A 25,321-nucleotide genomic window follows, 5' to 3' on the forward strand; every position below is an offset into this window, starting at 1 on the left:
AGGGCAACTTCTAGCTGCGATGTCCAGTCAGCCGGCCCCACCGAATCGCTCCCCCGAGCTCACCTGCTGCGCGACCCGCCGCAGCGCCAACAACAACGGCTCCACCAGCACCGACCCGAGCACCACGTACCGCACGGCAGCCTCCGCAGACTCCCCCGGTACCCCGGCGATCTCCGCATCCGCAATCCGTCGCATGCTCGCGAGGTACTCCGCCATCACCGCGTCCTGCACGCTGAACCCGACACGCTCCAACCCCTGCAGCGCTCGCGCCACCGCATGCAGCACTGCCGGGTCGCACATCCCGGGCTTCCACCCGAGCCCCGCGACGAGACGCTCGGCCTCCGTCAGATCCAGCGCCTCATCCACCGGGGGAGTGATCGCCGCATGCGCCGTTCCGAGCAGGTCGTTCGCACTCGCCGGCGGATCATCCAGCGCCCCGAGCACCCGACGCGTCTCGGCGATGCTCACGCCGGCGTCGAGCAGCGCACGGATCACCCGCAGCCGCTCCACGTGCTTCTCGCCGTATGCGGCCTGAGTCGCAGATGACCGCTCGCCCTCGGGCAGCAGCCCCTCGCGCAGGTAGTACTTGATCGTCGGCACCGTCACGCCGGTCTGCGCGGACAGTTCGGAAATTCTCATGGCCACCTCTTGACTTCGATAGTAGCGCTATCCATTATGGATAGTGACGCTATCCAATCAAGAGGAGTCATCATGTCGAAGGTCATCACGGGCCGCATGACCCACCGCCACGAGGGCGAGCTCGTCGTGTTCCACATCGGGATGCAGATCAACCGCTGGTGGCGCCCCGACCTGTGGATGCCGGCGTTCTTCGCCATGCCGCGGATGCTGCGCGAACTCTCCATCGACCCCGACTCGGGCATGCTCGGCTACCACCTGCTCTTCGGCGCGGGCGGACCCTACGTCGTGCAGTACTGGTCGTCCGTCGACAAGCTCTACGCCTACGCGTCCAGCCCGAACCAGGAGCACCGTCCCGCCTGGACCGCCTTCAACCGCGCCGTCCGCAAGGCTCCGGGAGCGGTGGGCGTGTGGCACGAGACCTTCCGCGTCGACACTGCCGAGAGTGTGTACGTGTCGACGAAGCCGATGGGGCTGCCGAAGGCCACGAAGCTCGTCGAGGTCGGCAAGAGGCACGACCGGGCGCAGGCGCGATTCGCGGACGGGCGAACGGAAGCGACGCACTCTGAGGCCATGGAGAGCTAGCCGCTTCCTTCCACCCGGTCGTCGCTCACCGAGCGAGCACCAGCTTGCCGCTCAAGGCCGCGCTCGGGTGTCCAACACCACGCTTGCTTCATCGGATCCTCGAACGTGATGCACGTCACGGCGTATCGCTGGGCCTTGAGGAGCGGCTCGTAGGCGACGTCCGGACGGGTGACCTGCGGATCCCCCCACGGCTGCTCCGAACCCGCAGCGTTGCTCATGAGCACGTACGAACCCGGCGGCAACGATGTGAAGGCGATAGCCCCACTCGCGCTCCTCACGTTCGAGTTGCCACGCGTCTCGATCCGCACGTCCCGGAAGACCGTGGCACCCTCTCCAGCATTCGTCACAAACACACCGAAGCGCTTGTCCTCGCCCTCGGCCCAGACAACCCACCACGCTTGCAGTTGCCGCGCGATACCCGCGTGCTCCCGAGACTGTTCTCGCGCCCGGGTCTCATCGGCAAAACTCTTGGCGTCCCTGCGCGTCTGATCCGCCGTGGCATTGGCAGCAAGCGCTGATCTCAGGGCAAAGACACTCACCAACGCCGCGGCAACAGCACCGACCGCCCCAAGCCCTTCGAACCAGCTACCAAAGGGGAGGCCTGCCAAAACTGTCATGTTCCGACCATAAATCAAGCTACGCGACGGCTTTAGAGGGCACCGATATGAAGCAACGTTCCAGTTCTCCCGGATGGACAGAGCCACAAGCCGCTGAGAAGATCCCAGCGCTCATAGAATGCAATCGACCACGCCTGATTGGTCCAGCAAGGGAGCACTGGGTGAAGACCGACCTCACGACGCCTCAGGGAATCTTCGGCATGCCGCAGCACCTGACCGTGCCCATCTATCAGCGCCCGTATGTGTGGACCCAGGAGGACCAGTGGGCACCCCTCTGGGGCGACATCAGACGCCTGACTGAGCATCGGATGGACAACCCCGGTTCGAACGCGACGCATTTCCTCGGAGCGGTCGTCACACAAGACGCACCGACCGGTCCTGTAGGTATGCAGGAGTTCCAGATCGTCGATGGCCAGCAAAGGCTGACGACGCTGCAGCTCGCTCTCGACGCGACAGCGGCAGCCTTCGCCGCACGCGATCTGCATGCGCTCGCCGCACGCCTCAACTTCCTGACGCACAACGACAGCAACTTCGTCGGAGACGGAGAGACAGCGTTGAAGCTGCGTCACACGAACAGAGATCGATCCGCGTTCGACGAGGTGATGGTCGCCGAGCCGCCGGTCGATCATGCGGCACTGAGTCACCGTAGCTCACTCCTCACCCAGGCGCACGAGTACTTCGCCTCGCACGTCGGTGCCTGGCTTGACTCCGATCCCGACACTCTGAGCGCGCGAGCAGACGCGCTCGCCATCTCACTCCAGACGGCACTGCAGCTCGTCGTCATCCGTCTGACGTCCGACGAGGACTCGCAGGAGATCTTCGAGACGCTGAACGCACGTGGCACTCCGCTGACTGCAGCCGACCTCATCAAGAACTTCGTCTTCCAGCGGCTGAAAGCAGAAGGCAAGGACACGACGGAGGCGTACCGGAGTTGGCCGTTCGAGACGAAGTTCTGGGAGGCCGAGGTCAGCGTCGGGCGCTTCCCCACGACCCGCAGCGCGCTCTTCCTCGGGCAGTGGCTGATCTCACGAGTCGGCAAGGAAGTGAGCCCTCGCTCCACATTCGCGCGCTTCAAGTTCTTCACCGAACACGAGACCGACCACACGATGTCGGAGCTCCTCGAACTCATCACGGCCCAAGCCGCCACCTACCAGAAACTCACCGAGCGCGCCGCCGATGCGCATGCTGACCTCAACCGCCTGGAGCTCCACGTCTATCGGATGTCGGTGGCTCAGGTGGAGATCACCAAGCCCGTCGTTCTTTGGCTCACCGAACCAGGCAACCCTTATGGACCTGGAACGATCGCCGGTGTGGTCGATGCTGTTGAAAGCTGGATCGTCCGCCGACGCCTGCTACGGCTGCAGAACGGCGATCTCGGCCGAGTTGCCGCCGAGCTGATCTCCGCCGCACGTGGGGCATCCGACGAGGACGTCGTCGACAAGGTCCAGAGACACCTGACGCGCCAACAGTCCACCAGCACGTACTGGCCCGGCGACGAAGAACTCACTGAGACGTTGCGCTCCGTGCCGTTCTATCGGCGCTTTCCCCAACCGATGCAGCGGGTGCTTCTCCAAGCGATCGAAGACTGGTACCGGGGCTACACGCAGATCGGCCCGTCGAAGACAGGCATCAGGATGCACCGAGATAAGAACCAGGTCGAGCATCTACTGCCTCGAGCGTGGCAGTCTCACTGGCCTGTTTCGGATGCGGCCGCAGAGGCCGACCGCGACGAGCACGTGCACCGGCTCGGAAACCTCACCCTCATCACCGGTTCGCTCAACGCCTCGGTTTCCAATGGCCCTTGGCTCGGGGAGGACGGCAAGCGCGCCGCCATCCATCGCCACGATGTTTTTCTCATGAACCGCGCAATCGTCGATTCGTCTGCCGATGGCTGGGACGAGCGGCGCATCGATGAGCGCACGGAAGAGATGATTACGGCCGTCGCGGCCACCTGGCCAGTTCCACAAGGCCACGAGGGCAAGACCATCGACCGGTCGTCACGATTGTCGAAGGCGACGGCGTCATACTCGGACGTGATTGCGGCAGGCCTCCTAGAGGTCGGCGCCACGCTTCAATGCACCGACGGACGGTGGCCCGACGCGCGGGGAACTCTGCTCGCCGGCGGGAGAATGCTCTACGAAGGCAAGACCTACGAGAGCCCAGCTGGGGCAGCGAGGGAAGTACGCGGAGGGAAGAGCGGCAATGCATGGTACTTCTGGCGCGTCGAGGGAGGACCCGTGATCAACGACCTCCGCGAGGAACTCCTGCGCTTGCCTTCCTGACTGCAGCGAACCGTCGGACCTGCCCGAGGCGTGCTTCAGGAGACCCCGTCTTCTCACGAAGAACCCACTCCCCTCGCAACATGCCCACCGATCGCCCGCGCGCCTGGATCTTCGACGTCGACGGCACCCTCGCCCTCATCGGCGACCGCTCGCCGTACGACATGCGAAACGTGGCGATCGACACCCCGAACCACCCGGTCGTCGTCGCAGCACAGGCCTTCGCCGCCCACCCCGACGTCGACGCGCTCATCGTCGTCTCGGGCCGCGACGAGACCGCCCGCCGTGCCACGGAGGCCTGGCTGACGTTCAACGAGATCCCGTTCGACCGCCTCCTGCTCCGCCGCACGGGAGACCAGCGCGCCGACAACATCGTGAAGGCCGAGATCTACGACGCCCACATCGAACCGCATTTCACCGTCGTCGGCGTTGTCGACGACCGTCGCAGCGTAGTCGAGATGTGGCGGTCTCGCGGGCTGACCTGCTTCCAGGTCGCCGACGGAGACTTCTAACCCGCCCCAATCCCCCGCAGCAACCGCACCACCGTCTCCTCGACCCGCTCCGCACTCAGCGGCTGCCCGATCAGCGCAGAGTACGACGCCATCGCGATGAACTGGTCCGCGATCGCGGCCGCATCCACATCCGCCCGCACATCCCCGTCGGCACGTCCGCGCGACACCCGCTCGGCGACCCATTCGCGAATCGGCGCCGCCAACCGCTCGTTCAAGACGAGCCCCAACACGGGGTCAGCCGCGGTCACCTCGATCAGCGCCCGCGCGAGCGCCACACCCTCGGGCCGGGCCAACCCGACGGACATGGCCGAGAACCACGCCCGCAGATCAGCCCCGAGGTCATCCGTCATCGGCACCGACACCTCGGCACCCGGCAGCGATCCTTCGAGCAGTGCCTCGCCGAGGATCGCGGCCTTCGACGGCCACCACCGGTAGATCGTCTGCTTCGACACCTCCGCAGACTCGGCGAGGCCCTCGATCGTCACGGCCTCGTATCCGTCTGCGGCGAGCGCGCGCCGCATCGCCTCCAGCACGGACTGGCGGGCTTTCTCACTGCGAGGACGGGGCACCATTCGAGCGTACCCAGGCGTAGACTGGAACATAAGTAGACGCACCGTTGCGAAACTATAACGGCACCCGAACAAGGAGAACGAGCATGGCCCTCACCGCACACTCCACCATCGGCGACTGGATGAACGACCCGACCGGCGGGCCTCTCATCCGCGGACTCTTCGCACAGACCGGCGCCGACCCCGAGCTACTCACCCCCGTGCTGGGCCTTCCCCTGCAGCAGCTGGTCGCGATGAGTCAGGGCCAGCTTCCCCAGTCGGTGGTCGACAATCTCGTGCGCGCGGCCAACGGCGGCGAGATCCCCGAAGGCGACACCTCCGAGGGCTGGACCGAGAAGCCCACCTCCGGCCGTTTCGCCGGCAAGACCGTGATCGTCACCGGTGCCGCCTCCGGCATCGGCAAGGCCACGGCCTCGCGTATCGCCCGTGAAGGCGGGCGTGTGATCGCCAGCGACATCGCCGCCGAGAAGCTCGACGCCCTCAAGGCGGAGCTCCCGGATGCCGACATCGTCACGGTCGCGGGTGACCTCACGCAGCAGGAGGCGATCGATGCGGTGCTCGCCGCCGCGGGCGACCGCATCGACGGCCTCGCCAACGTCGCCGGCATCAACGACGACTTCTCTCCCGCGGGCGAGACTCCCGACGCCGTCTGGGACCGCGTCATCGCGATCAACCTGACCGCTCCGTTCAAGCTCATGCGCGCGGTCATCCCCGTGATGGAAGCGGCGGGCCAGGGCTCGATCCTCAACGTCTCGAGCGAGGCCGGCCTGCGCGGCAACGCCTCGGGCAACGCCTACACGGCCAGCAAGCACGGCATCATCGGCGTGACCAAGTCGGCAGCCTTCATGTACGGGCCGAAGGGCATCCGCGTGAACTCCGTCGCTCCGGGCGGGGTGGCCACCGGCATCCCGATGCCTCCGAACATGTCGGAGTACGGGTCGGGACGTCTGGGGCCGTTCCAGCAGGCGATCCCGTCCGTCGCGACGGCCGAGCACCTGGCCGCGTCGATCACGTTCCTGCTGTCGGACGACGCCGTGAACATCAACGGGGCCGTGCTTGCGAGCGACGGAGGATGGTCGGTGCAGTAAGCCGCACCGCGATGCCGACGCCCCCCCGACCCGAACGGCGGGGGCGTTTCGCATCTCCGGGCGAATGATGCACGGCTCCCAGGCGTGTGACGCTGCGGCGAGCGCAGCCGTGAACTCTGTGGGAGCCCCTACCCAGGTCGAACGCCCGCGGCATTGCCTTTGACAGACGAAACGCTCCCGCTGCGTCGCGGCGGGAGCGTTTCTGTCAGGAGTCGCACATCCGACGAGCGACTACTCCTGAGCGAGCCTGACCGTCATTGTCGTTCCGAGCGCGGTGACCTCGTACGACAACTCACCGTTCTCGAAAGTAAACGTCTTCGTGTCGTCGCCAGAGGCGAGCAACGCGGTATCGGTCTTCGTCTTGTCGTTCACAGAATCCCACACGAAGGATGTCGACCCGTCGGCCGGTACTTCGATCGTGCCCGCCCAGTAAAGGGACTTCGTGTCGGGCGCGTTCCAGAAGATCTCGATCGTGTCGGCAGTGATTGTGGCGGACTGGAAGCTCTCGGCGTCATTTGAGTTCGTCTGCTTCCACTCACCGGAGAGATCGACGGGCTCGGGCGCTTCTTCCACTTCTTCCGGAGCAGCCGACGAGGAATCGGCCTTCGGGTCGGCAGGTTCGGCCGGAGCCGAGCAGGCGACCGTGCCGAATCCGATCAGTGCGAGAAGAGCGATCGCTGCGGCTGTCTTGCCGGTGGTGATGTTCACTGGTTTCCTTCGAATCGTGATTGCTGAGAACGCGGTGGTTCAGGAGAAATAGCCGCCGACACCCACGGCGTAGCTGTCACAGCTCGCTCCGTAGAGGTCGACGGTGAACGTGCCGGTCGCCCCATCCGCGAGCTCCTGCTGCTCAGTGAAACCCTGGTGCTGCGAAACGATGACGTCACCCTCGAAGCAGAAGATGTTCACGCCGTATGGCCCCGTCGTGTCGGCACCCGTTTTGTTGGTGGCAGCACCGACGATCGCGCTCCCGGAGATGTTCGCCTCTTCCACCGTCAGAGGCGCAGTGTTGTAGGGCGACGTATCGGCCGGGCTGGTGCTGACCGAGAACTCGTACTCCGCACCGTCGGCGATGACTTCGCCGTTCTCGAAGTAGATGTAGGAGAGCCCCACCTCGCCGGGCTGCACGAACGCCGGAATCGTCCCTTGACTCGATCCTGTCGAGACGATGGCTCCGTCGCTGCGCGCGGTGGCTGTCCAGTCGACGTGACCAACGGCTTCCGCCGTGTTGTTGCGGAAAGCGAAGAGCAGGAGCGCACCCAGGCCAGGCTTCTCGAGCGGACCGATCTGGACAACGGACACTTCTCCGGGTTCGCCGTCTTCGAAGTTCGGCGCCGCATTCGTGCCGAGCAAGCCACTGGCGTTGAACGGAAGCGACTCCACCGCGTCCGGCGCCTCGACCTCCTCGGTGGCATCCGGCGTCGATGACGCCGGCGCCTTCTCCGTCGATGGTGCGGGGGCGCTGCAAGAGGTCAAGAGCAGAGCAGCGGCGAGAGCCGCCGCGACGCGGAGTGGAGTTTTCATCAGCCTCACCGTAGCGGCCACCTCGGGCCGAAAATCCCGTCGTTATCGCTTTGAGATGACGGATACGCGGGCCGATCACTCCCACGCCAAAGACTCCTCGTCAAACCAGCATCCTGGACAGGGTCGAACAATTCCCCCGGTCAGCGAACAGAAAAACTCGCCGCAACCGAACCGTGAACGGCACGATATATTGCAGAAACATACGTTCCATACGTTTCATACGCATCCCCAGGGCCACAAGCCTCCCCCCGCACCACGACGACGTGACCGGTCGCCCGCGTTCTGCCTACCTGAAAGCCCCCATGCCTCGACTGACCTCCCCCGCCCGTCGACGATTGATCGCGACTCTTCCGATCACCGCTCTCCTCGCCGGTTCCCTTCTCGCCACCTCTCTTCCCGCGGCAGCGGCCGACGACTCCGTCGCCGGACCCCGCACCTCGGGCGACCCGATGTTCCCGAACATCGGCAACGGCGGCTACGACGCCCTCGACTACGACGTCTCCCTCAGCTGGAGCCCGACCGGCGTCGCCGACGGACTGGTCACCGGCGACATCACCACTGCCACGACGACGATGACCGCCCGCGCCCTCGCTCCGCTGCACGAGTTCTCCCTCGACTTCGAAGGCATGACGGTCGAGGGGGTGACCGTCAACGGCGTCCCTGCCAGCTGGTCGCGCGACATCGACCCGGCTGCGGAGAAGTTCAAGCTCATCGTCACCGTGCCGACCCCGGTGGAAGGGGAGTTCACGGTCGCCGTCACCTACAGCGGCACACCCGTGCGCCACGTCGACAGCGACGGCGCCTTCGAGGGCTGGAACGGCACGAACGACGGAGCTATCCTCCTCGGACAGCCGATCGGCACCATGGCCGGTTTCCCCCACAACAACACCCCGAGCGACAAGGCCACGTACACGATCTCGGTGGATGCCCCTTCGGTTCTCGCCAACGTCTCCGGCGTTCAGGGCGACGCGGCCGTCGCCAGCAACGGCGAACTGCAGTCGAAGACCGTCTCGGGCGAGCGCACCACCTGGGTGTGGCGACAGGACAAGCAGATGGCCTCTGAACTCGTGGTCATCGCGATCGGGCGCTTCGAGGTGATCGAAGGCTCGGTCACCCTGACCGACAACCGCGTCATCCCCTCGTGGTCCTTCATGGACGCGGGACTCAGCGACACCAACAAGACCACCATCCGCAACCGGGTCGCACAGCTGGAGACCATCACCCGCAACCTCGAGAGCATCTACGGCCCCTAACCCGGCAACAGCACCGGCGTGATCGTCGACACCGTGCCCAGCGGGGTCAACTACGCCCTCGAGACACAGGACCGATCGTTCTTCCCGAGCACGAACTCCGTGAACGGCAACACGCTCATCCATGAGCTCGTCCACCAGTGGTACGGCAACAACGTCGCACCGACCACCTGGACCGACATCTGGATCGGCGAGGGGATGGCCACCTGGGGCCCGACCTACTACAACAGTGCCGCAGCCTTCGGCTCGGGAACCAGCACCGAGCAGAGCTACTTCAACTCGTGGAACAACAAGGCCTCGTCGAGCGCGGACTGGAACATCCCCCCGGGCGCCCAGACCGCCTCGAACGAGCTCTACGGCTACCAGACCTACACCCGCAGCGCCCAGTTCTGGGAGGCGCTGAAGATCTCGATCGGCGACGACGCATTCTTCGCTCTGATCAAGGAATGGCAGACGCGCTTCGCCGGCCAGAGCCGCACGAGCGCCGACCTCAAGGCTCTCGCCGAGGAGCTCTCCGGCCGCGACATCACCGCGCTCTGGAACGACTGGATCCTCGAGCCCGGCAAGCCCGCCTGGCCCGACAAGCTGTCCGTCTCGCTGACGGCGACTCCGGCCGCCACGGAACCGCTCGACATCGGCGACACCGCCACTTACACGCTCAGCGCCACCAACACGGGTCGGGTGGCCCTCGCCTCCTCCGTGGTGACGGTCGACCTCAGCGACGTGCTCTCGCGCGCGACGCTGGTGGCTGTGCCGGCGGGCACTGTCCTCGACGGCACGACCCTCACCTGGAGCGTCCCCGCGGGCGTCGCAGCGGGGGCCTCCACCGAGGTGCAGTTCACGGTCGAAGTGGCTGAGGATGCACCGAGCGGTGCCTTCTCGTCGACCGCGCGCGTCGCCACACTCGGCGGCACCTGCGCCACCTGCGTCGCGGAGCTCTCGATCATGGAGGTGCTCGCGCCGACCAGCGTTCCGACCATCACGGGCACCGCGGCGGTCGGACAGACCCTGACCGCGACCTCTGACGGCTGGCCGGCCGGAACCGCGCTCAGCTACTCCTGGGCGATCGACGGCGAGCCCGTCGTGAGCGATGCACCCGCCCTGCGGATGGCCCGCGCGGCCGCGCCGGGCGCCCAGTTCGTCGTTCCGGCGGACGCCCTCGGCAAGCGGATCACGGCCACAGTGACCGGGACGCTCGACGGATTCCGTGCCGGTTCCGTCACGAGTGCGGCCACCGCAGCCGTCGGTCCCGCCCTCAACCCGGGCGGCGGAGTTACGACCCCCGGCGGCGGCACCACTCCCGGCGCCGGCCAGCTGGGACAGACGGGTGCGGAGCTGCCCATCGGCGGCGCAGCCCTCGGCCTGGTGCTGCTCCTGCTGGGCGCGGCATTCGTCGCCCGACGTCGTCGCCACCGCATCGACGCCGCCTGAGACATCGGCGGATGCCGCGGCCCGTTCGCGGCATCCGCCGAGTGCCTCTCGCACTCACCACGACGCCCCGCCGGCGATGTCGGCGGGGCGTCGTGGTTCTCACCGCACGTCGGCCAGCATCCGATCCACCCAGAGCGGATGCGGCAGCTCTGCGATCTCGGCCCGCGTGAACCATCCGACCTCGACGACCTCGTCGTCATCGGGGACGGGTAGGTCGAGCAGCTCGCACGCGAACGCGGTCGAGACGTACGACACGCGATCGCCATTCGGGTACGTCACGACGAGCGATTCCCCACCGTAGGCGCCGACGATTCCCGTGACGCGGACGCGCGCACCGATCTCTTCCTGCAGCTCCCGCACGATCGCCTCATCCGGATCCTCGCCGGGCTCGACACCTCCCCCAAGCAGGCCCCACTCGTCTGAGCCCGCCGTCCGCGCGAGAAGGAAGCGATCCCCCTCGCGGATCACCGCCGTCACCCCGGGCAGCAGCAGAAGGTCATGACCGATCCGGGCACGGATCGACTGGACGTAATCGGAGAACGGCATGGCGGGAGTCTAGGTCGCAGGGCGGTCAGACTCCCCGTAGCCTCGCCACAGCCGCCCGCACGAGCGCGGCGTTGCCCGGTGCCGTCGCACCGTCGGGGAGCAACAGGGTGTCTTCCAACCCGATCCGCGACGCCGCGCCGAACTCGACCGCGAGGTCGAACACCGGCCACGTCGAGCCCTCTTCTCCGTGGAGCAGGATCGGCAGGTCGGGCTCCTCGAGCTCGACGTGGGCGATCATCCCCTCGGCGTGGTCGCGCAGCGTGTCGGTCGGCTCGTCGGGAAGCTCGATGAGCACCCGCAGGCACTCCCCTCTGACGGGCGATCGCTTCCACACCTCGAAACCTGCCGCATCCCACAGCCCCGCCTCGACCGCGACACCTCGTTTCAGCAGCAGCGCGGCCACCTCGTCGGCGCCGGCCTCGTGCCAGTTGACCGACGCGTGATCAGGCAGCTCCGTCCACGTCTCGATGGCCGCGAGACGACGCTCGACATCGGGCTCGGCCCACGCTCCCGTGGTCACACCGACCGGCACGCCAGGGCTCGCGGAGCGCACCGCCCGCACCCACCGTGCGACATCGTCGGCGGCGAGACTGTCGCGCCCCGTGGCATCTTTCGGGTGCACGTGCACCTCGTGCGCGCCCGCCGCCACAGCCCTGGCGGCGTCGTCGGCCACGACCGAGGCATCCGCGCTCAGCCATGGATGCCCGACCGCATCACGGGCGCCGTTGACGCATGCCTGCAACAGCATGCGTCGCTCGGGCACGGGAACCTGATCGGCACCGGAAGTCGCGGTCATCGGCCGATCAGCTCACGCGGGTGCAGATCGTAGGGGAAGGAGTCGACCGAAGGGCCCTCGTCGCTGCGCACCGTGTGCTCGACCTGACGCGCGACCGCGGCACTGCGACCCACCTTCACCGCCTCGGCCTCTCTCAGGAAACTGCTGCCCAACGTCTGCGATTCACCCTCGATGCGGTTGAACCAGATGCCGTTGCGGTGGAACGTCTCGATGTCGCCTGCAGCCATGGGGATCCCTTCTCTTGTCTCCCTTTCTACGTCAGGCCACCGACATCGAGGAGACCCTTGACAGCCTCGACGCCAGGGTTCGAGAGCGCAGGATGTCAGGCCGCGAGACCGGCCCGACGCACGGCAGCGCCCATCGCCGCGAACGCCTCGTCGAGCACCGGACGAGGAGTCGCGAACACGACCCGCGCATGGCCCTCCGCACCGCGCCCGAGCAGGCGTCCCTCTGTCAGCACGACCCCGGCCTGCTCACGGAAGAACGCTGCCGGAGGGCCCGGGATCCCCAGCGCAGACGTGTCGATCCACCCGATGTATGTCGCCTCGGGCACGCGATACACGGCCCCGGGAAGATGCTCGTCCACCAGCGATGCGAGCTGCCGCCGCGCCCCGTCGAGGTACTCGATCACGTCCGCCAGCCAGGGCTTACCCGACCGATACGCCGCCGTCGAGGCGACGACGCCGAGGGTGGCCGCGCCGTGCTGCACCGCGAACCCGAACCGCGTGTACAGCTGCTGATCCGCATCGTTCGAGGTGATCAGCTGCGCGGTCTTCAACCCCGGGATGTTCCACGCCTTCGACGCGCTCGTCCCCGTGACCGTATGCGCGGCAGCAGCCTGCGACACCGACGCGTAGGGCACGAACGGCGCACCGTCGAACCGCAGCGGGGCGTGGATCTCATCCGCGAACACCCGCCCGCCGTGCCGCTCCACGATCTGAGCGATCGCCTCGAGCTCCTCCCGACCGACGATCGTTCCTGTGGGGTTGTGCGGGTTGCAGAGCACGAGTGTCCGCGCCCCCGCGGCGAAGGCCTCGTCGATGCGCTGCAGGTCGTGCTGCCAGCGCCCGTCGACCTCGACACCCGGCACCTCGATCACCGGATGCCCGATCGCCGGCAGGTATGTCAGGAACGGCATGTACGCAGGAGTCGGCACGATCACGGGCGAACCCGCCGGCGCATACTCCTGCACCGCGACCCCGAGAGCCGCCATCACATCCGACACCGGATGCACCCGCTCCGGGTCGACCGCCCAGTCGTACTCGTCGCGCATCCACTCGGCTGTCGCCTCTCCCAGCTCCGTCGCCTGCGGGGGCGAGAGGTAGCCGAGGTTCTCGCCGTCGATCGCCCGGTGCAGCGCCTCCGCGATCTCGGGAGCGACCCCGAAGTCCATCTCCGCCACCCACGCCCCGATGTGGCCGGGATGCAGACTCCACTTGCGACTCTGCGGCCGATCGAGGAAGAGACGGGTACGCGCATCGAACGGATGCGACGCGTGCGAGGAACGGTCCGCGGTCATGATCTGGGTTCCCGCCGGTTCAGCCGACGGCGTGGGTACAGGAGGGGCGCAGGGCGCGGATGTCGGACACGGGAAACTCCATTCACAGCGGGGTCCGACCAATCTACGGACGGCCCCGCGCCGTCGCATTTCACGTTTCCGTGCGTGACGGCGCTTCCCGGCGGTTCATCCGTCGGGAGAGTCGGTTCGTCTGTCGGGAGATCGGACGGATGCAGGAGCAGAACGCGGCGAGTCTTCCTGCATCCGTCCCCGCTCCCTACATCCAGCGCATCCGCGGCGCGGACCCCACAGGGAATCACTGCGGGGCAGGACGGCCCCGGGTCAGATGCTCGATGGTCGCCTCCGCGAGGGACGTGACGGAGGATGCGTCTTCCCCGACGGGAACGGTGAACCGCAGCCAGTCGGCACCGACACGAGCGTCGAGCACCGTCCGGCCGTAGAAGTCGACTCCCGTGAGGGCGGCGTCCGCGCCGGTGAGGGAGACCGGGCTCCCGGCATCGAGCTTCTCGAACGCCCATGCACCGGAGGGAAGGGTGGTGAGTGCGACCAGCGTGGGATCGCCGTACGGGTCCGGCCCCGTCGCGTACATGCAGTACTGCGCTCCTTCACTCGCGAAGTAGATCTCCGCGGCCGTTCCCCACCCGCCGAGCTCGGTGTAGTCCATGATCACGACTTCCCTGCCCAGGATCTCGGACGCCTCCTGCGCGGTGAGCAGCGTCTCGCATCGTGCCCCCGCGATCTTGCTCTGGCCGGGCTCGAAGTCGCGAAGGGTTGCGACAGCCGATGCCAGAACTCCCGCCATCGCCTCGCGAACACGGTCGGCATCGCTCTCGACCAATGCGGAGGACCGCAACGAACCGGTCATGAGCACGTCGCCGTCGCGAAGTTCGATCGTGCACGAGCCGGTGAAGCAGCGGATGCCGTCTCCGGGGATGTCGCTCGCGCCGCGCTCCGCCGCACCGTCGATGATCGCCTGCGCACCAGGCACGACCGCGATGCTCCAGTCCGCGGGGGAGGTCGAGTTGGGGTCCAACTGCACGGGGTCTCCCGCCGAGCACGCTATCCCTCCGGCTTGCTGCATCATGTGCTGCGCCGGCCCCGGATACCAGATCGGTGTGGATGTCAGGCCCAGGACGTCTTTCTCCCCGCCGACAGCCGCACCAAGAACGCCCGCGACGGCGCTGTTCACGTCGGAGCACGTCACATCGAACGCCGCCTCGGGAGCCACGATGGGTTCCTCTGTGGGAGTCGGCGTCGGATCCGGCGCGGAGGCGGAGGGACTCGGCGATACATCGGGGGCAGGAGTGCACCCGGCCATGACCAAGACGGTCGCGAGGCCGAGAGGAGCAAGGAGACGCAGGCGCATATCGCCACCCTAGGATCACCAGGGCGGAAGGCCTGGGTGTTTCATCCAACGATTCGATGAAGGCGGCGGGTTCACGTGCTCCTCCAGCCGAAATCCTGTCGGACGCCGCGCCGGTAGACTGAACCTGCCCCGCCGGCCCCTTCCTTTGGAGTGCGCGTGACCACCGCCCCTGCACCTTCCCACCAGCACGTCCCCGACTCTGTCGAGAACGCGATCGCGACGCCCGAGAAGGAGCAGCCGTACGCGGCTCTCGGACTCAAGCCCGACGAGTACGCGCGCATCAAGGAGATCCTCGGACGCCGCCCCACTTCGGGCGAGCTGGCGATGTACTCCGTCATGTGGTCGGAGCACTGCTCCTATAAGTCGTCCAAGAACTACCTGCGTCGTTTCGGCCAGAAGGTCTCCGACGAGATGAAGGAACGCCTCATGGTGGGCATGGGCCAGAACGCGGGCGTCGTCGACGTCGGCGAGGGCTGGGCCGTCACCTTCAAGGCCGAGTCGCACAACCACCCGTCGTTCATCGAGCCCTTCCAGGGCGCGGCGACCGGTGTCGGCGGCATCGTCCGCGACATCATCTCGATGGGCGCCCGCCCGGTCGCGGTCATGGACGCCCTGCGCTTCGGTGCGATCGACCACCCCGACACCGCCCGCGTCGTGCACGGTGTGACCAGCGGCATCAGCTTCTACGGCAACTGCCTGGGCCTTCCGAACATCGGCGGCGAGACGGTGTTCGATTCCGTCTACCAGGCCAACCCCCTCGTGAACGCGCTCGCGGTGGGCGTGCTGCGTCACGAAGACCTCAAGCTCGCCAACGCGACCGGCGTCGGCAACAAGGTCGTGCTCTTCGGCGCTCGCACGGGTGGCGACGGCATCGGCGGCGCGAGCATCCTGGCCTCTGACTCCTTCGACTCCACCGGTCCGACCAAGCGTCCCGCCGTGCAGGTGGGCGACCCGTTCGCCGAGAAGGTGCTCATCGAGTGCTGCCTGGAGCTGTACCGCGGCGAGCTCGTCGAGGCGATCCAGGACCTGGGCGCGGCCGGCATCTCCTGCGCGACCAGCGAGCTCGCGGCCAACGGCAACAGCGGCATGAAGGTCTCGCTCGACAACGTGCTGCTGCGCGACCCCACGCTCACGGCCGAGGAGATCCTCATGTCGGAGTCGCAGGAGCGCATGATGGCGATCGTCGCCCCCGAGAAGCTCGACGCGTTCCTCGAGGTCGTGAACAAGTGGGAGGTCGAGACCTCCGTGCTCGGCGAGGTCACCGGCGACGGACGCCTCATCATCGACTGGCAGGGCGAGCGCATCGTCGACGTCGACCCCTCGACCGTCGCGGTCGACGGCCCCGTCTACGACCGTCCGGTCGCCTACCCGACGTGGATCGACGCACTGCAGGCGGATGCCGCGGAGAACCTTCCCCGCTCGAACGACCCGGAGACGCTGCGCGAGCAGTTCCTGAGCCTCGTCGCCTCGCCGAACCTGGCCGACACGAGCTGGATCACCAACCAGTACGACTACTACGTGCTCGGCAACACCGCCCTGAGCTTCCCCGACGACGCCGGCATGGTCCGCGTCGACGAGGAGTCGGGTCTCGGCTTCGCGGTCTCGACCGACGCCAACGGCCGCTACTGCCAGCTCGACCCCTACGCGGGTGCGCAGCTGGCCCTCGCCGAGGCGTACCGCAACGTCGCCGTCACCGGTGCCGTTCCCACCGCGATCACCGACTGCCTGAACTTCGGCTCTCCCGAGAACCCCGAGGTCATGTGGCAGTTCGGTCAGACGGTCGACGGCCTGGCCGACGGATGCTACGAGCTGGGCACCCCGGTCACCGGCGGCAACGTCTCGTTCTACAACCAGACGGGCGACGTGCCGATCCACCCGACTCCGCTCGTGGGCGTGCTCGGCATCATCGACGACGTCTCGCGCCGCATCCCCTCCGGATGGCAGGACGAGGGTCAGAACATCTACCTGCTCGGCACCACCTCTACCGAGCTCTCGGGCTCAGCCTGGGCCGATGTGGTGCACCAGCACCTCGGCGGCCTGCCCCCCAAGGTCGACCTCGCTGGCGAGAAGCGCCTCGCCGGTCTGCTGTCGGCGGCTCGCGACGAGTGGCTGATCTCCTCGGCCCACGACCTCTCTGAAGGCGGCCTCGCGCAGGCTCTCGCCGAGGGCGTCATGCGCTTCGGTGTCGGCGCCCGCGTCTGGCTGAACGAGATCATCGAGCGCGACGGTGTGGATGCCGCATCCGCCCTGTTCTCGGAGTCGACCGGCCGCGTGCTGGTGACCGTGCCCCGTGAAGACGACGTGAAGTTCCGCGGTCTGTGCGAAGGACGCGACTACCCGGTGATGCGCATCGGCGTGACCGACAGCGAAGGCGCGAAGCTCGAGGTTCAGGGCGTCTTCACCGTGACGGCCGCCGAACTGCGCGAGCGTTCGCAGGCCACCCTCCCGTCGTACTTCGGCCCGACCGTCACCGAGGTCAGCGCATGAGCGACGTGAGCCGTCAGGACTCGAACGACGAGGACTACGGCGACCTCGGCGAGAAGCGCAACCGACGCATGCGCATCGTGGCGTGGACCGTCATCATCGCGCTCATCCTCGGCGGTGGCGGCGCGACCGTGATCACGCTGCTCCTCGGCTGAACACGGGTCACCGGCCCCGGAAACGGGTCGCCGACCCGGAACACGGCTCACCGGCCCGGGATGTCGGTGGCTGTGCTTAGAGTGGGCGCATGACCGCCGACGCCCGTGACCGCCTGCTCGCACTGCGCGCTCAGGCCGAGGCGCGGGTGCAGGCGACGGCCGCGACGCTCGAGGAGCTCACTCACGACCGGGCGGGCTCGAACGACGACGACGAACACGACCCCGAAGGCGTCACGCTGTCGTCGGAGTGGTCGCGGCTGACCGGGCTCGCCGAGGCCGCAGCATCCGAACTGCGTCAGGTCGACGAGGCACTCGCCCGCATGGACGCCGGCACCTACGGGGTCTGCGCGAACTGCGGGAGACCCATCCCCGCCGGCCGCCTGGAGGCGCGACCGTTCGCGGAGTACTGCGTCTCCTGCGCCGAGCAGCTCGGGCGATAGCCCTGACGTGAGCGATGATCGCGAGTAGCATCCCACCCATGCCCATCGCCCTCGAGAACGTCGGTATCGCCGTCCGCGATCTGGAAGCCACCATCTCCTTCTTCACAGACCTCGGTCTGACCGCGATCGGCCGAGACGAGGTCAGCGGGGAGTGGGCGTCGACCGCGGTCGGACTCGCCGGCAACCACGCCAAGATTGCCGTGCTGCAGACCCCCGACGGGCGCGGCCGGATCGAGCTGTTCGAGTACATCCACCCCGCCGCGATCGAGACCGAACCGACACTGCCGAACGAGATCGGCATGCTCCGCATCGCCTTCTCGGTCGACGACATCGACGAGTCGCTGGCGATCGCCGCCCGTCACGGCTATCACCCGCTCCGCGGCGTCGCCGACTATTAGGACGTCTACAAGCTGACCTATCTGCGCGGCCCGAGCGGCATCCTCGTGATGTTCGCGCAGGACCTGACGAAGAGCGGAGCCCGCCGAGAAGTAGGCTGAACTCATCATGGACGAGTTCATCCAGGGCTTCTGGAACTTCGCGCAGCACTACTGGTGGCTCATCTTCCCCATCATGGGAATGGCTGGCGGCGCCGCGAAGGCATGGGAGCGCAGCTCCAAGCGCCGACACGAGCGCCGTCTGGAGACTCTCCGCATGAAGGCGCAGCTGCAGACCGCCGAGATCGAGGCGCGTGCGCTGACCCAGCAGGCCCGGCGCCGCGGGCCCTCCGTCGTCGACACGACGGCATCCGTCGCCCCGAACGACCTGGTAGCGCGCCTGTTCAGCGAGCACGACGAGATCACCGCACGCTGGCTCGACTACGAACTCGACGTGGCGAAGCTCATCGCCTTCCCCGCCATGAGCGATGGTCGCCAGCCCCTGACCGCCGCGTTCCTGCGCGCCAAGAAGACGGCGGATGCCCTGCGACCGGCCTCGGCAGACGCGAAGGTGTCGGAGCAGCAGGTCACCGAGTATCTGCAAGCCGTCGGCGACTACGCGGTCGCGTTCGAGATCGCCGAGAAGGACGCCAGACGCCTGCGCGATTCGACCTTCACCGAACCGGAGCGCAAGCGCCTCGACCGCGCGCAGCAGCTGCTGAAGGTCGCGGTCGATGAATCAGCCACACAGGCCGAACGCAACGTCGCCTACAAGCGCGTGCGTGAAGAGCTCGACGGGCTCATCCTGCTCTCCGACGACGCGGTCACCGTGCTCGAGAAGCAGGTGGCCAGAGAGATCTCCGCGCCGGCAGCACCATCAGTGTCTGAGCCCGCCGCGCCTGAGCCCGAGCGGATCCGGCTCCCCCGCCGCGACGAACAGTCCTGAAGCACAGGTACAGCCGCGGGTTCTGCCCGCATCCCGCCCACCCGGGCGGACGACGACGGAGGCATGCCGCAGTGATCACTCGGTTCGAAGAGCTCGACTGGCAGTCCACCCCGATCGGCGACCTCACTCTGCGCCGGCGCACCGAGCCCGCTGTGGGACAGGAGATCTACGAGGTCAAGCTCGGCGACGAGTACCTGATGTCGAGCCTGTTCACCGTGGCGGAGGAAGAGCTCGCCGACCTGGGGTTGGCAGCGGTCGACGGCGACAACCTCTCGGTGCTGGTCGGCGGGCTCGGGCTCGGCTACACCGCCGTCGCGGCCCTGCGGGATGAGCGGGTGAGCGCCCTCAGGGTGATCGACCGGCTGGGCGCCGTGATCGGGTGGCATGAGCGCAAGCTCCTCCCGGTGTCGGCGGAACTCGTCGACGATCCGCGCACGACCCTGCTCGAAGACGACTTCTTCGCGGTGATGCGCTCCGCGCCCGTCGAGGGTCGCACCGGGTACTCGGCGATCCTCTTGGACGTCGACCACTCTCCGCGGCACCAGCTGGATCCGACGCACGCCGACCTGTACGACGCCGCCGGTCTGCGCGCGCTCGACCGTCATCTCGCCCCCGACGGCGTCTTCGCCCTGTGGTCGGATGACCCACCCGACGAGGAGTTCATGGTCGAGTTGACGGCCGTGTTCGATGACGCCGTCGCTCATGTCGTCGACTTCGAGAACGCCGTCACGGGCGGCACGTCGTCGAACACCGTGTACGTGGCGCGCAGTCGCAGAACGGGTGCCGAGGCGCTCGATGCCTCCGCCCCGCACGCGGGCGAGGACGCATGACCCCGGAGAACGTCACCGGTCCGATCGCCCACCACGCCGAAGCACCCGTCTGGTGGGCGGGCTGGGGCGGCTTGCGCTGGGTCGACGGAAGCGCGGGCGACCTGCTCGCGCTGCGTCCCGAGGGTGTGACCCGCCAGCACATCGACGACGAGTACCTGGCCTTCGCTCGCCCCCGATCCGGTGGCGGCCTGGTGGCGGTCGGCGCCCGCACGCTCTACCTCGCGGACGACGTCGACGGCGACACCAGGGCCGTGGCCTCGCTGGGCGACGACCCTCGTGTGCGCATGAACGACGGCTGCTGCGATCCTCGCGGCCGACTGCTGGCCGGTTCGATGGCCTACGACGCCGCGGCCGATGCCGGAGGCCTGCTGCGCCTCGACGCCGACCTGAACATCGCGACCGTGCTGGCGCGGGCGACGATCTCGAACGGCGTCGGCTTCTCGCCCGACGGACGACGCGCGTACTACGTCGACACCGCGACGCACCGCATCGACGTGTTCGACGTGGCCGAGGGGGAGCTGCGCGGGCGACGCGCCTTCGTCGTGATCCCCGAGGAACAGGGGTCACCCGACGGCCTCACGGTCGCCGCCGACGGCAGCGTGTGGGTCGCCCTCTGGGGCGGAAGCGCCGTGCACGGCTACGACGCCGCCGGACAGCGCATCGCGACGATCGATCTCCCGGTGCCCCAGGTCAGCGCGTGCACGTTCGGCGATGACGACCTCGGCACGCTCTACATCACCACCTCGGCGCAGGGCCTGGGGCCCGACCACGGCACCGAGGCGGGTTCGCTCTTCGCCGTGCGACCGGGCGTGCGCGGCCTCCCCGTCATCCCCTCGCCGGCTGAGACCTCGCGGCAGCACCGACGGCCTCTGCCCGAGGCACGGTGCACTCAGCGAAAGGAACCGTGCCCCGGACACAGGCCGCCGGGTGGAGGACGCAGGTCAGCGCAGGTGCACCCGCTCGGTGCGCTGGTGCTGGCGACCGAGGCCCTCGATCTCGATCGTCATCTCATCGCCGTCCTGGAGGTACGGGAACCGGCCGGAGAGCGCGACGCCCTGCGGGGTGCCGGTGTTGATCACGTCGCCGGGCTCGAGCACCAGGTAGTGGCTCAGCTCGTGCACGACCTGCAGCACCGGGAAGATCATGTCGGCGGTCGACGAGTCCTGCCTCGGCTCGCCGTTCACGAACGACCGCAGCCGCAGCGCCTGCGGGTCGACCTCGTCGGCGGGGACGAGCGCCGGCCCGAGCGGGTTGAACGTCTCGGAGCACTTGCCCTTCGACCACTGCCCGCCCGACACGTCGAGCTGATAGGCGCGCTCGGACACATCGTTCGAGATCGTGTAGCCGGCGATGACCTCGCGGGCGGCATCCGGAGACGACAGGTAGCGCGCGGTCTTGCCGATCACGACCGCCAGCTCGACCTCCCAGTCGACCTTTTCCGCACCGGGCGGCAGCAGCACGACATCGTCCGGGCCGACCCGTGACCCCGCAGACGATCGTCCTCACCGGAGCCTCCGACGGGATCGGCGCAGCGGCCGCCCGCCAGCTCGCCTCCTCCCCGCATTGCCTCATCCTCGTCGGCCGGTCGGTCGAGAAGACCCGCGCCATCGCCGAGGAGACCGGCGCTGCGTGGTTCACCGCCGACTTCGCGCGCCTCGACGACGTGCGAGCACTGGCCGCGAAGATCAGCGATGCCGTCGGCGACAGCGGCATCCACGTGCTGGCGAACAACGCCGGCGGCATCTTCGGGGATCAGACCCCGACGGTCGACGGCTTCGAGAAGACCATGCAGGTCAACCACCTGGCGCCGTTCCTGCTCACGAACCTGCTGCTCCCCCACGTGCTGAAGGCCGAAGGCTCAGTCATCAACACCTCCAGCATCGCCCACCGCCTGTTCGGACATCTCGACGTGGACGACCTCGACAACCGCCACCGCTTCAGCCCGAACAAGGCCTACGGCGACGCCAAGCTCGCGAACGTGCTGTTCGCCAAGAGCCTGCACACGAAGTTCCACGCCCAGGGGCTGAGCGCGGTCGCCTTCCACCCCGGCACCGTGCAGACGAACTTCGCGTCCGACTCGTCGAGCATCATGCGGCTGCTCTACCGCACCCCGCTCAAGCACCTCATGCTCATCGGTGCGGACAAGGGCGGTGCGACACTGCGCTGGTTCATCGAGGGAACCCCCGGTGAAACCTGGTTCTCCGGCGCCTACTACGACGAGCACCAGCTGACCACGAAGATCAATCCGCAGGTGAACGACGCCGCCCTCGCCGAGGCCCTCTGGCAGCGCAGCGCCGAGCTCGTCGGCATCCCTGCCACGTAGCCCGAACGCATCGAGCGGCCCCGGCTCGCGTGCCCGTTTCGCGCCCTCGGTTCGTCTCCCCGGAGTGCGCACCTGTCGGGAGATCTCACGGATGTCGGACCGGAACAGGCTTACCGGTCCGACATCCGGACATTCTCCCGACGGATGACCCTCCCGACGGATGCCCCTCCCGACGGATGCACCTCCCGACGGACGCACCACCCGGGGGTGCCCCGCCCGAAGCCAGGCGCCCGGGAGAGCGTCAGACCACGACGTTCGCGGTATCCACCACACGCGGGCCCGCGGCGGGGAAGGACGTGCGGGTCACACCCGACTCGACGTTGCCGGTGTGCAGCAGCGTGGACGATGCGCCGAACGCGGCATCCGCCAGCTCGATCGCGCCGCCTTCGAAACGGTTGCCGACGGCGCGGTAGTGGGTCGCGCCCTTCGTGACCGCGACATGCGTGGCCGACCCCTCCGCGCGGAAAGTGCTATCGGAACGACGGTGGCGCAAGCGCTCCCCAGTCATCCCCGTACATTGCAGACGGAAGATCCCGACCTCGATGACGCGATACTCAACTTTTTTCATCGGGCATTGCCGCTGCGACGAGTGAATTCCGGAATACCGGCCGTGCGCGTCATCGCCTGCGATCTCGCGTGTCTGTAATGCACAAGTCACTTTGACCGGAGGCTGTGCAGATGATTGCGACACTGGGGTTTGCTCGCCGTCATCCTGCGCCCGACGGTCATCGACTTGCGCCTCACCGGACGCGAGAACCTCGTGCTGGTCGCGAAGCTGCGGCACCTGTCAGACGCCGGGAAGGTCGCCGACGACCTGCTGGCGACCTTCCGCCTGACGGATGCCGGCGCCCGCAAGGTCGGCACCTACTCCGGCGGCATGCGTCGCCGCCTCGACATCGCGATGAGCCTGGTCGGACACCCCGAGGTCATCTACCTCGACGAGCCGACCACGGGCCTCGACCCCGAAGCCCGCATCGAAGTGTGGGGCGTGGTCAAGGAACTCGCGAACACGGGCACGACCGTGCTGCTGACCACGCAGTACCTCGACGAGGCCGAACATTTGGCCGACCGCATCGCGATCCTGCACGAGGGCCGCATCATCGCCGGCGGCACGCTCGCCGAGCTGAAGAAGCTGCTCCCGGCCGCGAAGGTCGAGTACGCACTTCGCCGCCGACACGGCGACACTCACCGGCCGCTCCATGCGGCACATCTTCCGCAGCCCCGACACGATCATCACCACGGCGGTCACCCCGATCGCGCTGATGCTCCTCTTCGTCTACGTCTTCGGCGGTGCGCTCCAGCAGAGCACCGGCACCGACAACTACGTGAATTACCTGCTCCCCGGCATCCTGCTCATCGCGATCGCCTCGGGCATCGCGTACACGGCGTTCCGGCTGTTCACCGACATGCAGAGCGGCATCTTCGAGCGGTTCCACTCCATGCCGATCGAGCGTGCTGTGGGCGCACGTGCTCACGTCGCTGACGGCGAACGCCATCACGCTGGCGATCATCTTCGGCGTCGGATTCCTGATGGGTTTCCGCACCGGGGCGAGCTTGTGGGCCTGGCTCGGAGTGATCGGCATCCTGATGCTGTTCACCCTGGCACTCACCTGGCTGGCGATCATCGCGGGTCTGAACGCCAAGACGGTCGACGGCGCGAGTGCGTTCTCGTACCCGCTGATCTTCTTGCCGTTCATCAGCTCGGCGTTCGTGCCGACCGACACCATGCCGGCTCCGGTGCAGTGGTTCGCCGACAACCAGCCCGTCACCTCGATCGTCAACACCGTCCAGGCGTTGTTCGCCGAGAAGCCCGTCGGCTCCGACATCTGGGTGGCCCTCGTCTGGTGCGTCGGCATCCTCGTGGTCGCCTACGTGTTCGCGATCATCTCCTACCGGAAGAAGGTCAGCTGATCTTCGCCCAGCGAGACGGGACGCTCCGACCGGGTCACTCGACCCGGCCGGGGCGTTTCGCCGCGCTCGGCGAGGTTCTACCGGCGCCGGAACGCAGAAGCTCCGGTCGCACTTCCTGCCGCCCGGCGGACCGGGAAGCGGCAGCAAGTGCGACCGGAGCGAACCTCTGAGAGGCGTGTGTGTGAGGCGGGTCAGCTGGTGACGGTCCAGTCGAACTGGTCGCCGTACTCCTTCAGCCATGCGTCGACCGCATCCGCTTCCTTGCCCTCGCCGTACTCGTTGACCACGAGGTCCTCGAGCGCGCCGTACTGCTCGTCGTCGAGCTTGATCTTCTCGATCAGCTCTGCAGCCTCGGGGAACTCCTCGGCGAAGCCCTTGGTACCCAGGAAGTGCAGGCCCTCGGCCTTGCCCATCGCGCCCTTCGGGTCTTCGAGGTCCTTCATGGCGAAGGCATCGTTGGCCCAGAACGGACGCCACAGCGTGACAACGAGGTCTTCCTGCTTGTCGGTCGCGGTCTTCAGCTCGGTGAGCATCGCCGCGGTCGACGAGGTGACGAGCTGGTACTCGCCGTCGAGGCCGTACTCGGGGATCATCTTCTCGGTCTGGGCGGTGAGGCCCGCACCCGGCTCGATCCCGATGATCTTGCCGTCGAACTCCGCACCCTTGCCCTTGAGGTCCTCGATCGAGTTCAGCTCGGAGTACTCCGGCACCGCGATCGTGAGCTTGGCGTTGTCGTAGTACGTGCCGATGTCCTCGATGTCGTCGCCGTACTTCTCCATGTACGTGGCGTGGGTGAGCTCGGGCCAGGCCGACGGGTACATGTCGACATCACCCTGCGCGAGGCCGGTGTAGAGCGGGCCCGCCTCGGTGAGCGTCTTCATCTCGACCGTGTAGCCGATCTTCTCGAGCTGGTCCTGCAGCAGGTATGCGGTGCTCAGGCCGTCGGTCCACGAGGGCAGGAAGCCCAGGGTGATCGTGCCCTTGTCGTCGGCGTTGCTGTCGCCGCCCGTGCCACCGGCGCCGTCACCGCTGCATCCCGCGAGGGTGAGGGATGCAGCGATGCCGACTGCTGTGATTGCGAGGATCTTCTTCTTCATGTGATTTCTCTCTCTCGGTTTCGTATGTGTGTTGTTCCGTAGG

Annotated in this window: 24 protein-coding genes and 5 pseudogenes; 16 read left to right on the forward strand and 13 right to left on the reverse strand. The window is 67.5% G+C overall.

The genetic code is table 11. The features are described 5' to 3' along the window. Positions 1-27 precede the first annotated feature (27 nt). On the reverse strand, positions 28-639 hold the full coding sequence (locus KY497_RS02625; protein ID WP_219869761.1) for a MerR family transcriptional regulator: 612 nt from the start codon (positions 637-639) through the stop codon (positions 28-30). 72 nt (positions 640-711) lie between these two features. Between KY497_RS02625 and KY497_RS02630 the strand changes: the two genes are divergently transcribed. Then, the gene (locus tag KY497_RS02630) at positions 712-1,221 is read left to right on the forward strand and encodes a DUF4188 domain-containing protein (RefSeq protein ID WP_219869762.1); all 510 of its coding nucleotides are present in this window, start codon (positions 712-714) and stop codon (positions 1,219-1,221) included. Here KY497_RS02630 and KY497_RS02635 read toward each other — a convergent pair. Next, entirely contained in the window at positions 1,218-1,838 is a 621-nt protein-coding gene (locus KY497_RS02635; RefSeq protein WP_141385527.1) for a hypothetical protein, read from the reverse strand. The two genes, KY497_RS02630 and KY497_RS02635, sit on opposite strands and share 4 nt — an antisense overlap. A gap of 200 nt (positions 1,839-2,038) precedes the next feature. Between KY497_RS02635 and KY497_RS02640 the strand changes: the two genes are divergently transcribed. Next, positions 2,039-4,120: a DUF262 domain-containing protein gene (locus tag KY497_RS02640; protein ID WP_258185956.1), complete on the forward strand. Its 2,082-nt coding sequence runs from the start codon at positions 2,039-2,041 to the stop codon at positions 4,118-4,120. An 80-nt stretch (positions 4,121-4,200) separates the two neighbouring features. After that, on the forward strand, positions 4,201-4,629 hold the full coding sequence (locus tag KY497_RS02645) for a polynucleotide kinase (protein WP_219869764.1): 429 nt from the start codon (positions 4,201-4,203) through the stop codon (positions 4,627-4,629). Here KY497_RS02645 and KY497_RS02650 read toward each other — a convergent pair. Continuing rightward, complete coding sequence (locus tag KY497_RS02650; RefSeq protein ID WP_258185825.1) at positions 4,626-5,198, reverse strand: TetR/AcrR family transcriptional regulator; 573 nt, start codon at positions 5,196-5,198, stop codon at positions 4,626-4,628. The genes KY497_RS02645 and KY497_RS02650 overlap by 4 nt on opposite strands. 86 nt (positions 5,199-5,284) lie before the next feature. Between KY497_RS02650 and KY497_RS02655 the strand changes: the two genes are divergently transcribed. Then, a complete protein-coding gene (locus tag KY497_RS02655; protein WP_219869765.1) occupies positions 5,285-6,286 on the forward strand; it encodes an SDR family NAD(P)-dependent oxidoreductase in 1,002 nt (333 codons plus the stop codon). A 231-nt stretch (positions 6,287-6,517) separates the two neighbouring features. Here the strand turns inward: KY497_RS02655 and KY497_RS02660 are convergent, their stop codons facing one another. Then, on the reverse strand, positions 6,518-6,994 hold the full coding sequence (locus tag KY497_RS02660; RefSeq protein WP_218026588.1) for a hypothetical protein: 477 nt from the start codon (positions 6,992-6,994) through the stop codon (positions 6,518-6,520). Between the two features lie 39 nt (positions 6,995-7,033). Further along, positions 7,034-7,810 carry a hypothetical protein gene (locus tag KY497_RS02665; RefSeq protein WP_141385533.1) on the reverse strand — a complete coding sequence of 259 codons (777 nt, stop codon included), beginning with the start codon at positions 7,808-7,810 and terminating at the stop codon, positions 7,034-7,036. 302 nt (positions 7,811-8,112) lie between these two features. On the opposite strand from KY497_RS02665, the gene KY497_RS02670 reads away from it, so the two are divergent. Beyond that, a complete protein-coding gene (locus KY497_RS02670) occupies positions 8,113-9,063 on the forward strand; it encodes a hypothetical protein (protein WP_219869766.1) in 951 nt (316 codons plus the stop codon). An 18-nt stretch (positions 9,064-9,081) separates the two neighbouring features. Further along, positions 9,082-10,491 carry a M1 family aminopeptidase gene (locus tag KY497_RS02675; RefSeq protein WP_219869767.1) on the forward strand — a complete coding sequence of 470 codons (1,410 nt, stop codon included), beginning with the start codon at positions 9,082-9,084 and terminating at the stop codon, positions 10,489-10,491. A gap of 99 nt (positions 10,492-10,590) precedes the next feature. Here the strand turns inward: KY497_RS02675 and KY497_RS02680 are convergent, their stop codons facing one another. The 5 genes from KY497_RS02680 to KY497_RS02700 form a co-directional block, all read right to left on the reverse strand. Next, the gene (locus KY497_RS02680) at positions 10,591-11,037 is read right to left on the reverse strand and encodes an NUDIX domain-containing protein (RefSeq protein ID WP_141385535.1); all 447 of its coding nucleotides are present in this window, start codon (positions 11,035-11,037) and stop codon (positions 10,591-10,593) included. A gap of 25 nt (positions 11,038-11,062) precedes the next feature. Beyond that, positions 11,063-11,833 (reverse strand): 3-keto-5-aminohexanoate cleavage protein, encoded by a 771-nt coding sequence (locus KY497_RS02685; protein ID WP_219869768.1) that lies wholly within the window; start codon positions 11,831-11,833, stop codon positions 11,063-11,065. Further along, on the reverse strand, positions 11,830-12,060 hold the full coding sequence (locus KY497_RS02690; protein ID WP_219869769.1) for a hypothetical protein: 231 nt from the start codon (positions 12,058-12,060) through the stop codon (positions 11,830-11,832). Before KY497_RS02690 ends, KY497_RS02685 begins: the two co-directional genes overlap by 4 nt. 95 nt (positions 12,061-12,155) lie before the next feature. Then, positions 12,156-13,352, reverse strand: coding sequence for a MalY/PatB family protein (locus KY497_RS02695; protein ID WP_219869770.1), 1,197 nt, complete (start codon positions 13,350-13,352; stop codon positions 12,156-12,158). A gap of 295 nt (positions 13,353-13,647) precedes the next feature. Continuing rightward, positions 13,648-14,580 (reverse strand): hypothetical protein, encoded by a 933-nt coding sequence (locus tag KY497_RS02700; protein WP_219869771.1) that lies wholly within the window; start codon positions 14,578-14,580, stop codon positions 13,648-13,650. Between the two features lie 294 nt (positions 14,581-14,874). On the opposite strand from KY497_RS02700, the gene purL reads away from it, so the two are divergent. The 7 genes and pseudogenes from purL to KY497_RS02735 all read left to right on the forward strand — a co-directional run. Further along, positions 14,875-17,205, forward strand: coding sequence for a phosphoribosylformylglycinamidine synthase subunit PurL (gene purL, locus KY497_RS02705; protein WP_219869772.1), 2,331 nt, complete (start codon positions 14,875-14,877; stop codon positions 17,203-17,205). Further along, positions 17,202-17,357 carry a hypothetical protein gene (locus KY497_RS02710; protein WP_170287942.1) on the forward strand — a complete coding sequence of 52 codons (156 nt, stop codon included), beginning with the start codon at positions 17,202-17,204 and terminating at the stop codon, positions 17,355-17,357. Before purL ends, KY497_RS02710 begins: the two co-directional genes overlap by 4 nt. Before the next feature lie 89 nt (positions 17,358-17,446). Further along, positions 17,447-17,797: a TraR/DksA C4-type zinc finger protein gene (locus tag KY497_RS02715; RefSeq protein ID WP_219869773.1), complete on the forward strand. Its 351-nt coding sequence runs from the start codon at positions 17,447-17,449 to the stop codon at positions 17,795-17,797. Between the two features lie 38 nt (positions 17,798-17,835). Further along, positions 17,836-18,294 (forward strand): annotated as a pseudogene (locus KY497_RS02720) (VOC family protein). Positions 18,295-18,301: 7 nt separating this feature from the next. Next, complete coding sequence (locus KY497_RS02725) at positions 18,302-19,117, forward strand: hypothetical protein (RefSeq protein ID WP_219869774.1); 816 nt, start codon at positions 18,302-18,304, stop codon at positions 19,115-19,117. A gap of 71 nt (positions 19,118-19,188) precedes the next feature. Next, on the forward strand, positions 19,189-19,947 hold the full coding sequence (locus KY497_RS02730; protein WP_219869775.1) for a spermidine synthase: 759 nt from the start codon (positions 19,189-19,191) through the stop codon (positions 19,945-19,947). After that, positions 19,944-20,633 (forward strand): annotated as a pseudogene (locus tag KY497_RS02735) (SMP-30/gluconolactonase/LRE family protein); the annotation flags it as partial. The gene KY497_RS02730 and the pseudogene KY497_RS02735, both read left to right, overlap by 4 nt. Before the next feature lie 255 nt (positions 20,634-20,888). Here KY497_RS02735 and KY497_RS02740 read toward each other — a convergent pair. Then, a pseudogene (locus KY497_RS02740) lies at positions 20,889-21,425 on the reverse strand (fumarylacetoacetate hydrolase family protein); the annotation flags it as partial. A 2-nt stretch (positions 21,426-21,427) separates the two neighbouring features. Here KY497_RS02740 and KY497_RS02745 point away from each other — a divergent pair. Then, on the forward strand, positions 21,428-22,270 hold the full coding sequence (locus KY497_RS02745) for an SDR family NAD(P)-dependent oxidoreductase (RefSeq protein ID WP_141385543.1): 843 nt from the start codon (positions 21,428-21,430) through the stop codon (positions 22,268-22,270). A gap of 241 nt (positions 22,271-22,511) precedes the next feature. Here KY497_RS02745 and KY497_RS16580 read toward each other — a convergent pair whose 3' ends face one another. Next, positions 22,512-23,054 carry a hypothetical protein gene (locus KY497_RS16580; RefSeq protein WP_258185826.1) on the reverse strand — a complete coding sequence of 181 codons (543 nt, stop codon included), beginning with the start codon at positions 23,052-23,054 and terminating at the stop codon, positions 22,512-22,514. On the opposite strand from KY497_RS16580, the pseudogene KY497_RS02755 reads away from it, so the two are divergent. Beyond that, positions 22,998-23,429: pseudogene (locus tag KY497_RS02755) on the forward strand (ABC transporter ATP-binding protein); the annotation flags it as partial. The gene KY497_RS16580 and the pseudogene KY497_RS02755 sit on opposite strands and share 57 nt — an antisense overlap. Positions 23,430-23,469: 40 nt before the next feature. Then, a pseudogene (locus KY497_RS02760) lies at positions 23,470-24,181 on the forward strand (ABC transporter permease). 191 nt (positions 24,182-24,372) lie between these two features. Here KY497_RS02760 and KY497_RS02765 read toward each other — a convergent pair. Next, complete coding sequence (locus KY497_RS02765; RefSeq protein ID WP_141385545.1) at positions 24,373-25,278, reverse strand: glycine betaine ABC transporter substrate-binding protein; 906 nt, start codon at positions 25,276-25,278, stop codon at positions 24,373-24,375. Positions 25,279-25,321: the final 43 nt, after the last annotated feature.

This window comes from Microbacterium sp. PAMC22086 (genome assembly GCF_019443525.1).
Taxonomy (GTDB): domain Bacteria; phylum Actinomycetota; class Actinomycetes; order Actinomycetales; family Microbacteriaceae; genus Microbacterium; species Microbacterium maritypicum.

What these genes read in the sequence shown, in the direction of transcription:
- KY497_RS02625 (WP_219869761.1), bottom strand. Translation starts at nt 639, where the DNA reads ATGAGAATTTCCGAACTGTCCGCGCAGACCGGCGTGACGGTGCCGACG.
- KY497_RS02630 (WP_219869762.1), top strand. Translation starts at nt 712, where the DNA reads ATGTCGAAGGTCATCACGGGCCGCATGACCCACCGCCACGAGGGCGAG.
- KY497_RS02635 (WP_141385527.1), bottom strand. Translation starts at nt 1,838, where the DNA reads ATGACAGTTTTGGCAGGCCTCCCCTTTGGTAGCTGGTTCGAAGGGCTT.
- KY497_RS02640 (WP_258185956.1), top strand. Translation starts at nt 2,039, where the DNA reads ATGCCGCAGCACCTGACCGTGCCCATCTATCAGCGCCCGTATGTGTGG.
- KY497_RS02645 (WP_219869764.1), top strand. Translation starts at nt 4,201, where the DNA reads ATGCCCACCGATCGCCCGCGCGCCTGGATCTTCGACGTCGACGGCACC.
- KY497_RS02655 (WP_219869765.1), top strand. Translation starts at nt 5,285, where the DNA reads ATGGCCCTCACCGCACACTCCACCATCGGCGACTGGATGAACGACCCG.
- KY497_RS02665 (WP_141385533.1), bottom strand. Translation starts at nt 7,810, where the DNA reads ATGAAAACTCCACTCCGCGTCGCGGCGGCTCTCGCCGCTGCTCTGCTC.
- KY497_RS02670 (WP_219869766.1), top strand. Translation starts at nt 8,113, where the DNA reads ATGCCTCGACTGACCTCCCCCGCCCGTCGACGATTGATCGCGACTCTT.
- KY497_RS02680 (WP_141385535.1), bottom strand. Translation starts at nt 11,037, where the DNA reads ATGCCGTTCTCCGATTACGTCCAGTCGATCCGTGCCCGGATCGGTCAT.
- KY497_RS02685 (WP_219869768.1), bottom strand. Translation starts at nt 11,833, where the DNA reads ATGACCGCGACTTCCGGTGCCGATCAGGTTCCCGTGCCCGAGCGACGC.
- KY497_RS02690 (WP_219869769.1), bottom strand. Translation starts at nt 12,060, where the DNA reads ATGGCTGCAGGCGACATCGAGACGTTCCACCGCAACGGCATCTGGTTC.
- KY497_RS02695 (WP_219869770.1), bottom strand. Translation starts at nt 13,352, where the DNA reads ATGACCGCGGACCGTTCCTCGCACGCGTCGCATCCGTTCGATGCGCGT.
- KY497_RS02710 (WP_170287942.1), top strand. Translation starts at nt 17,202, where the DNA reads ATGAGCGACGTGAGCCGTCAGGACTCGAACGACGAGGACTACGGCGAC.
- KY497_RS02715 (WP_219869773.1), top strand. Translation starts at nt 17,447, where the DNA reads ATGACCGCCGACGCCCGTGACCGCCTGCTCGCACTGCGCGCTCAGGCC.
- KY497_RS02725 (WP_219869774.1), top strand. Translation starts at nt 18,302, where the DNA reads ATGGACGAGTTCATCCAGGGCTTCTGGAACTTCGCGCAGCACTACTGG.
- KY497_RS02765 (WP_141385545.1), bottom strand. Translation starts at nt 25,278, where the DNA reads ATGAAGAAGAAGATCCTCGCAATCACAGCAGTCGGCATCGCTGCATCC.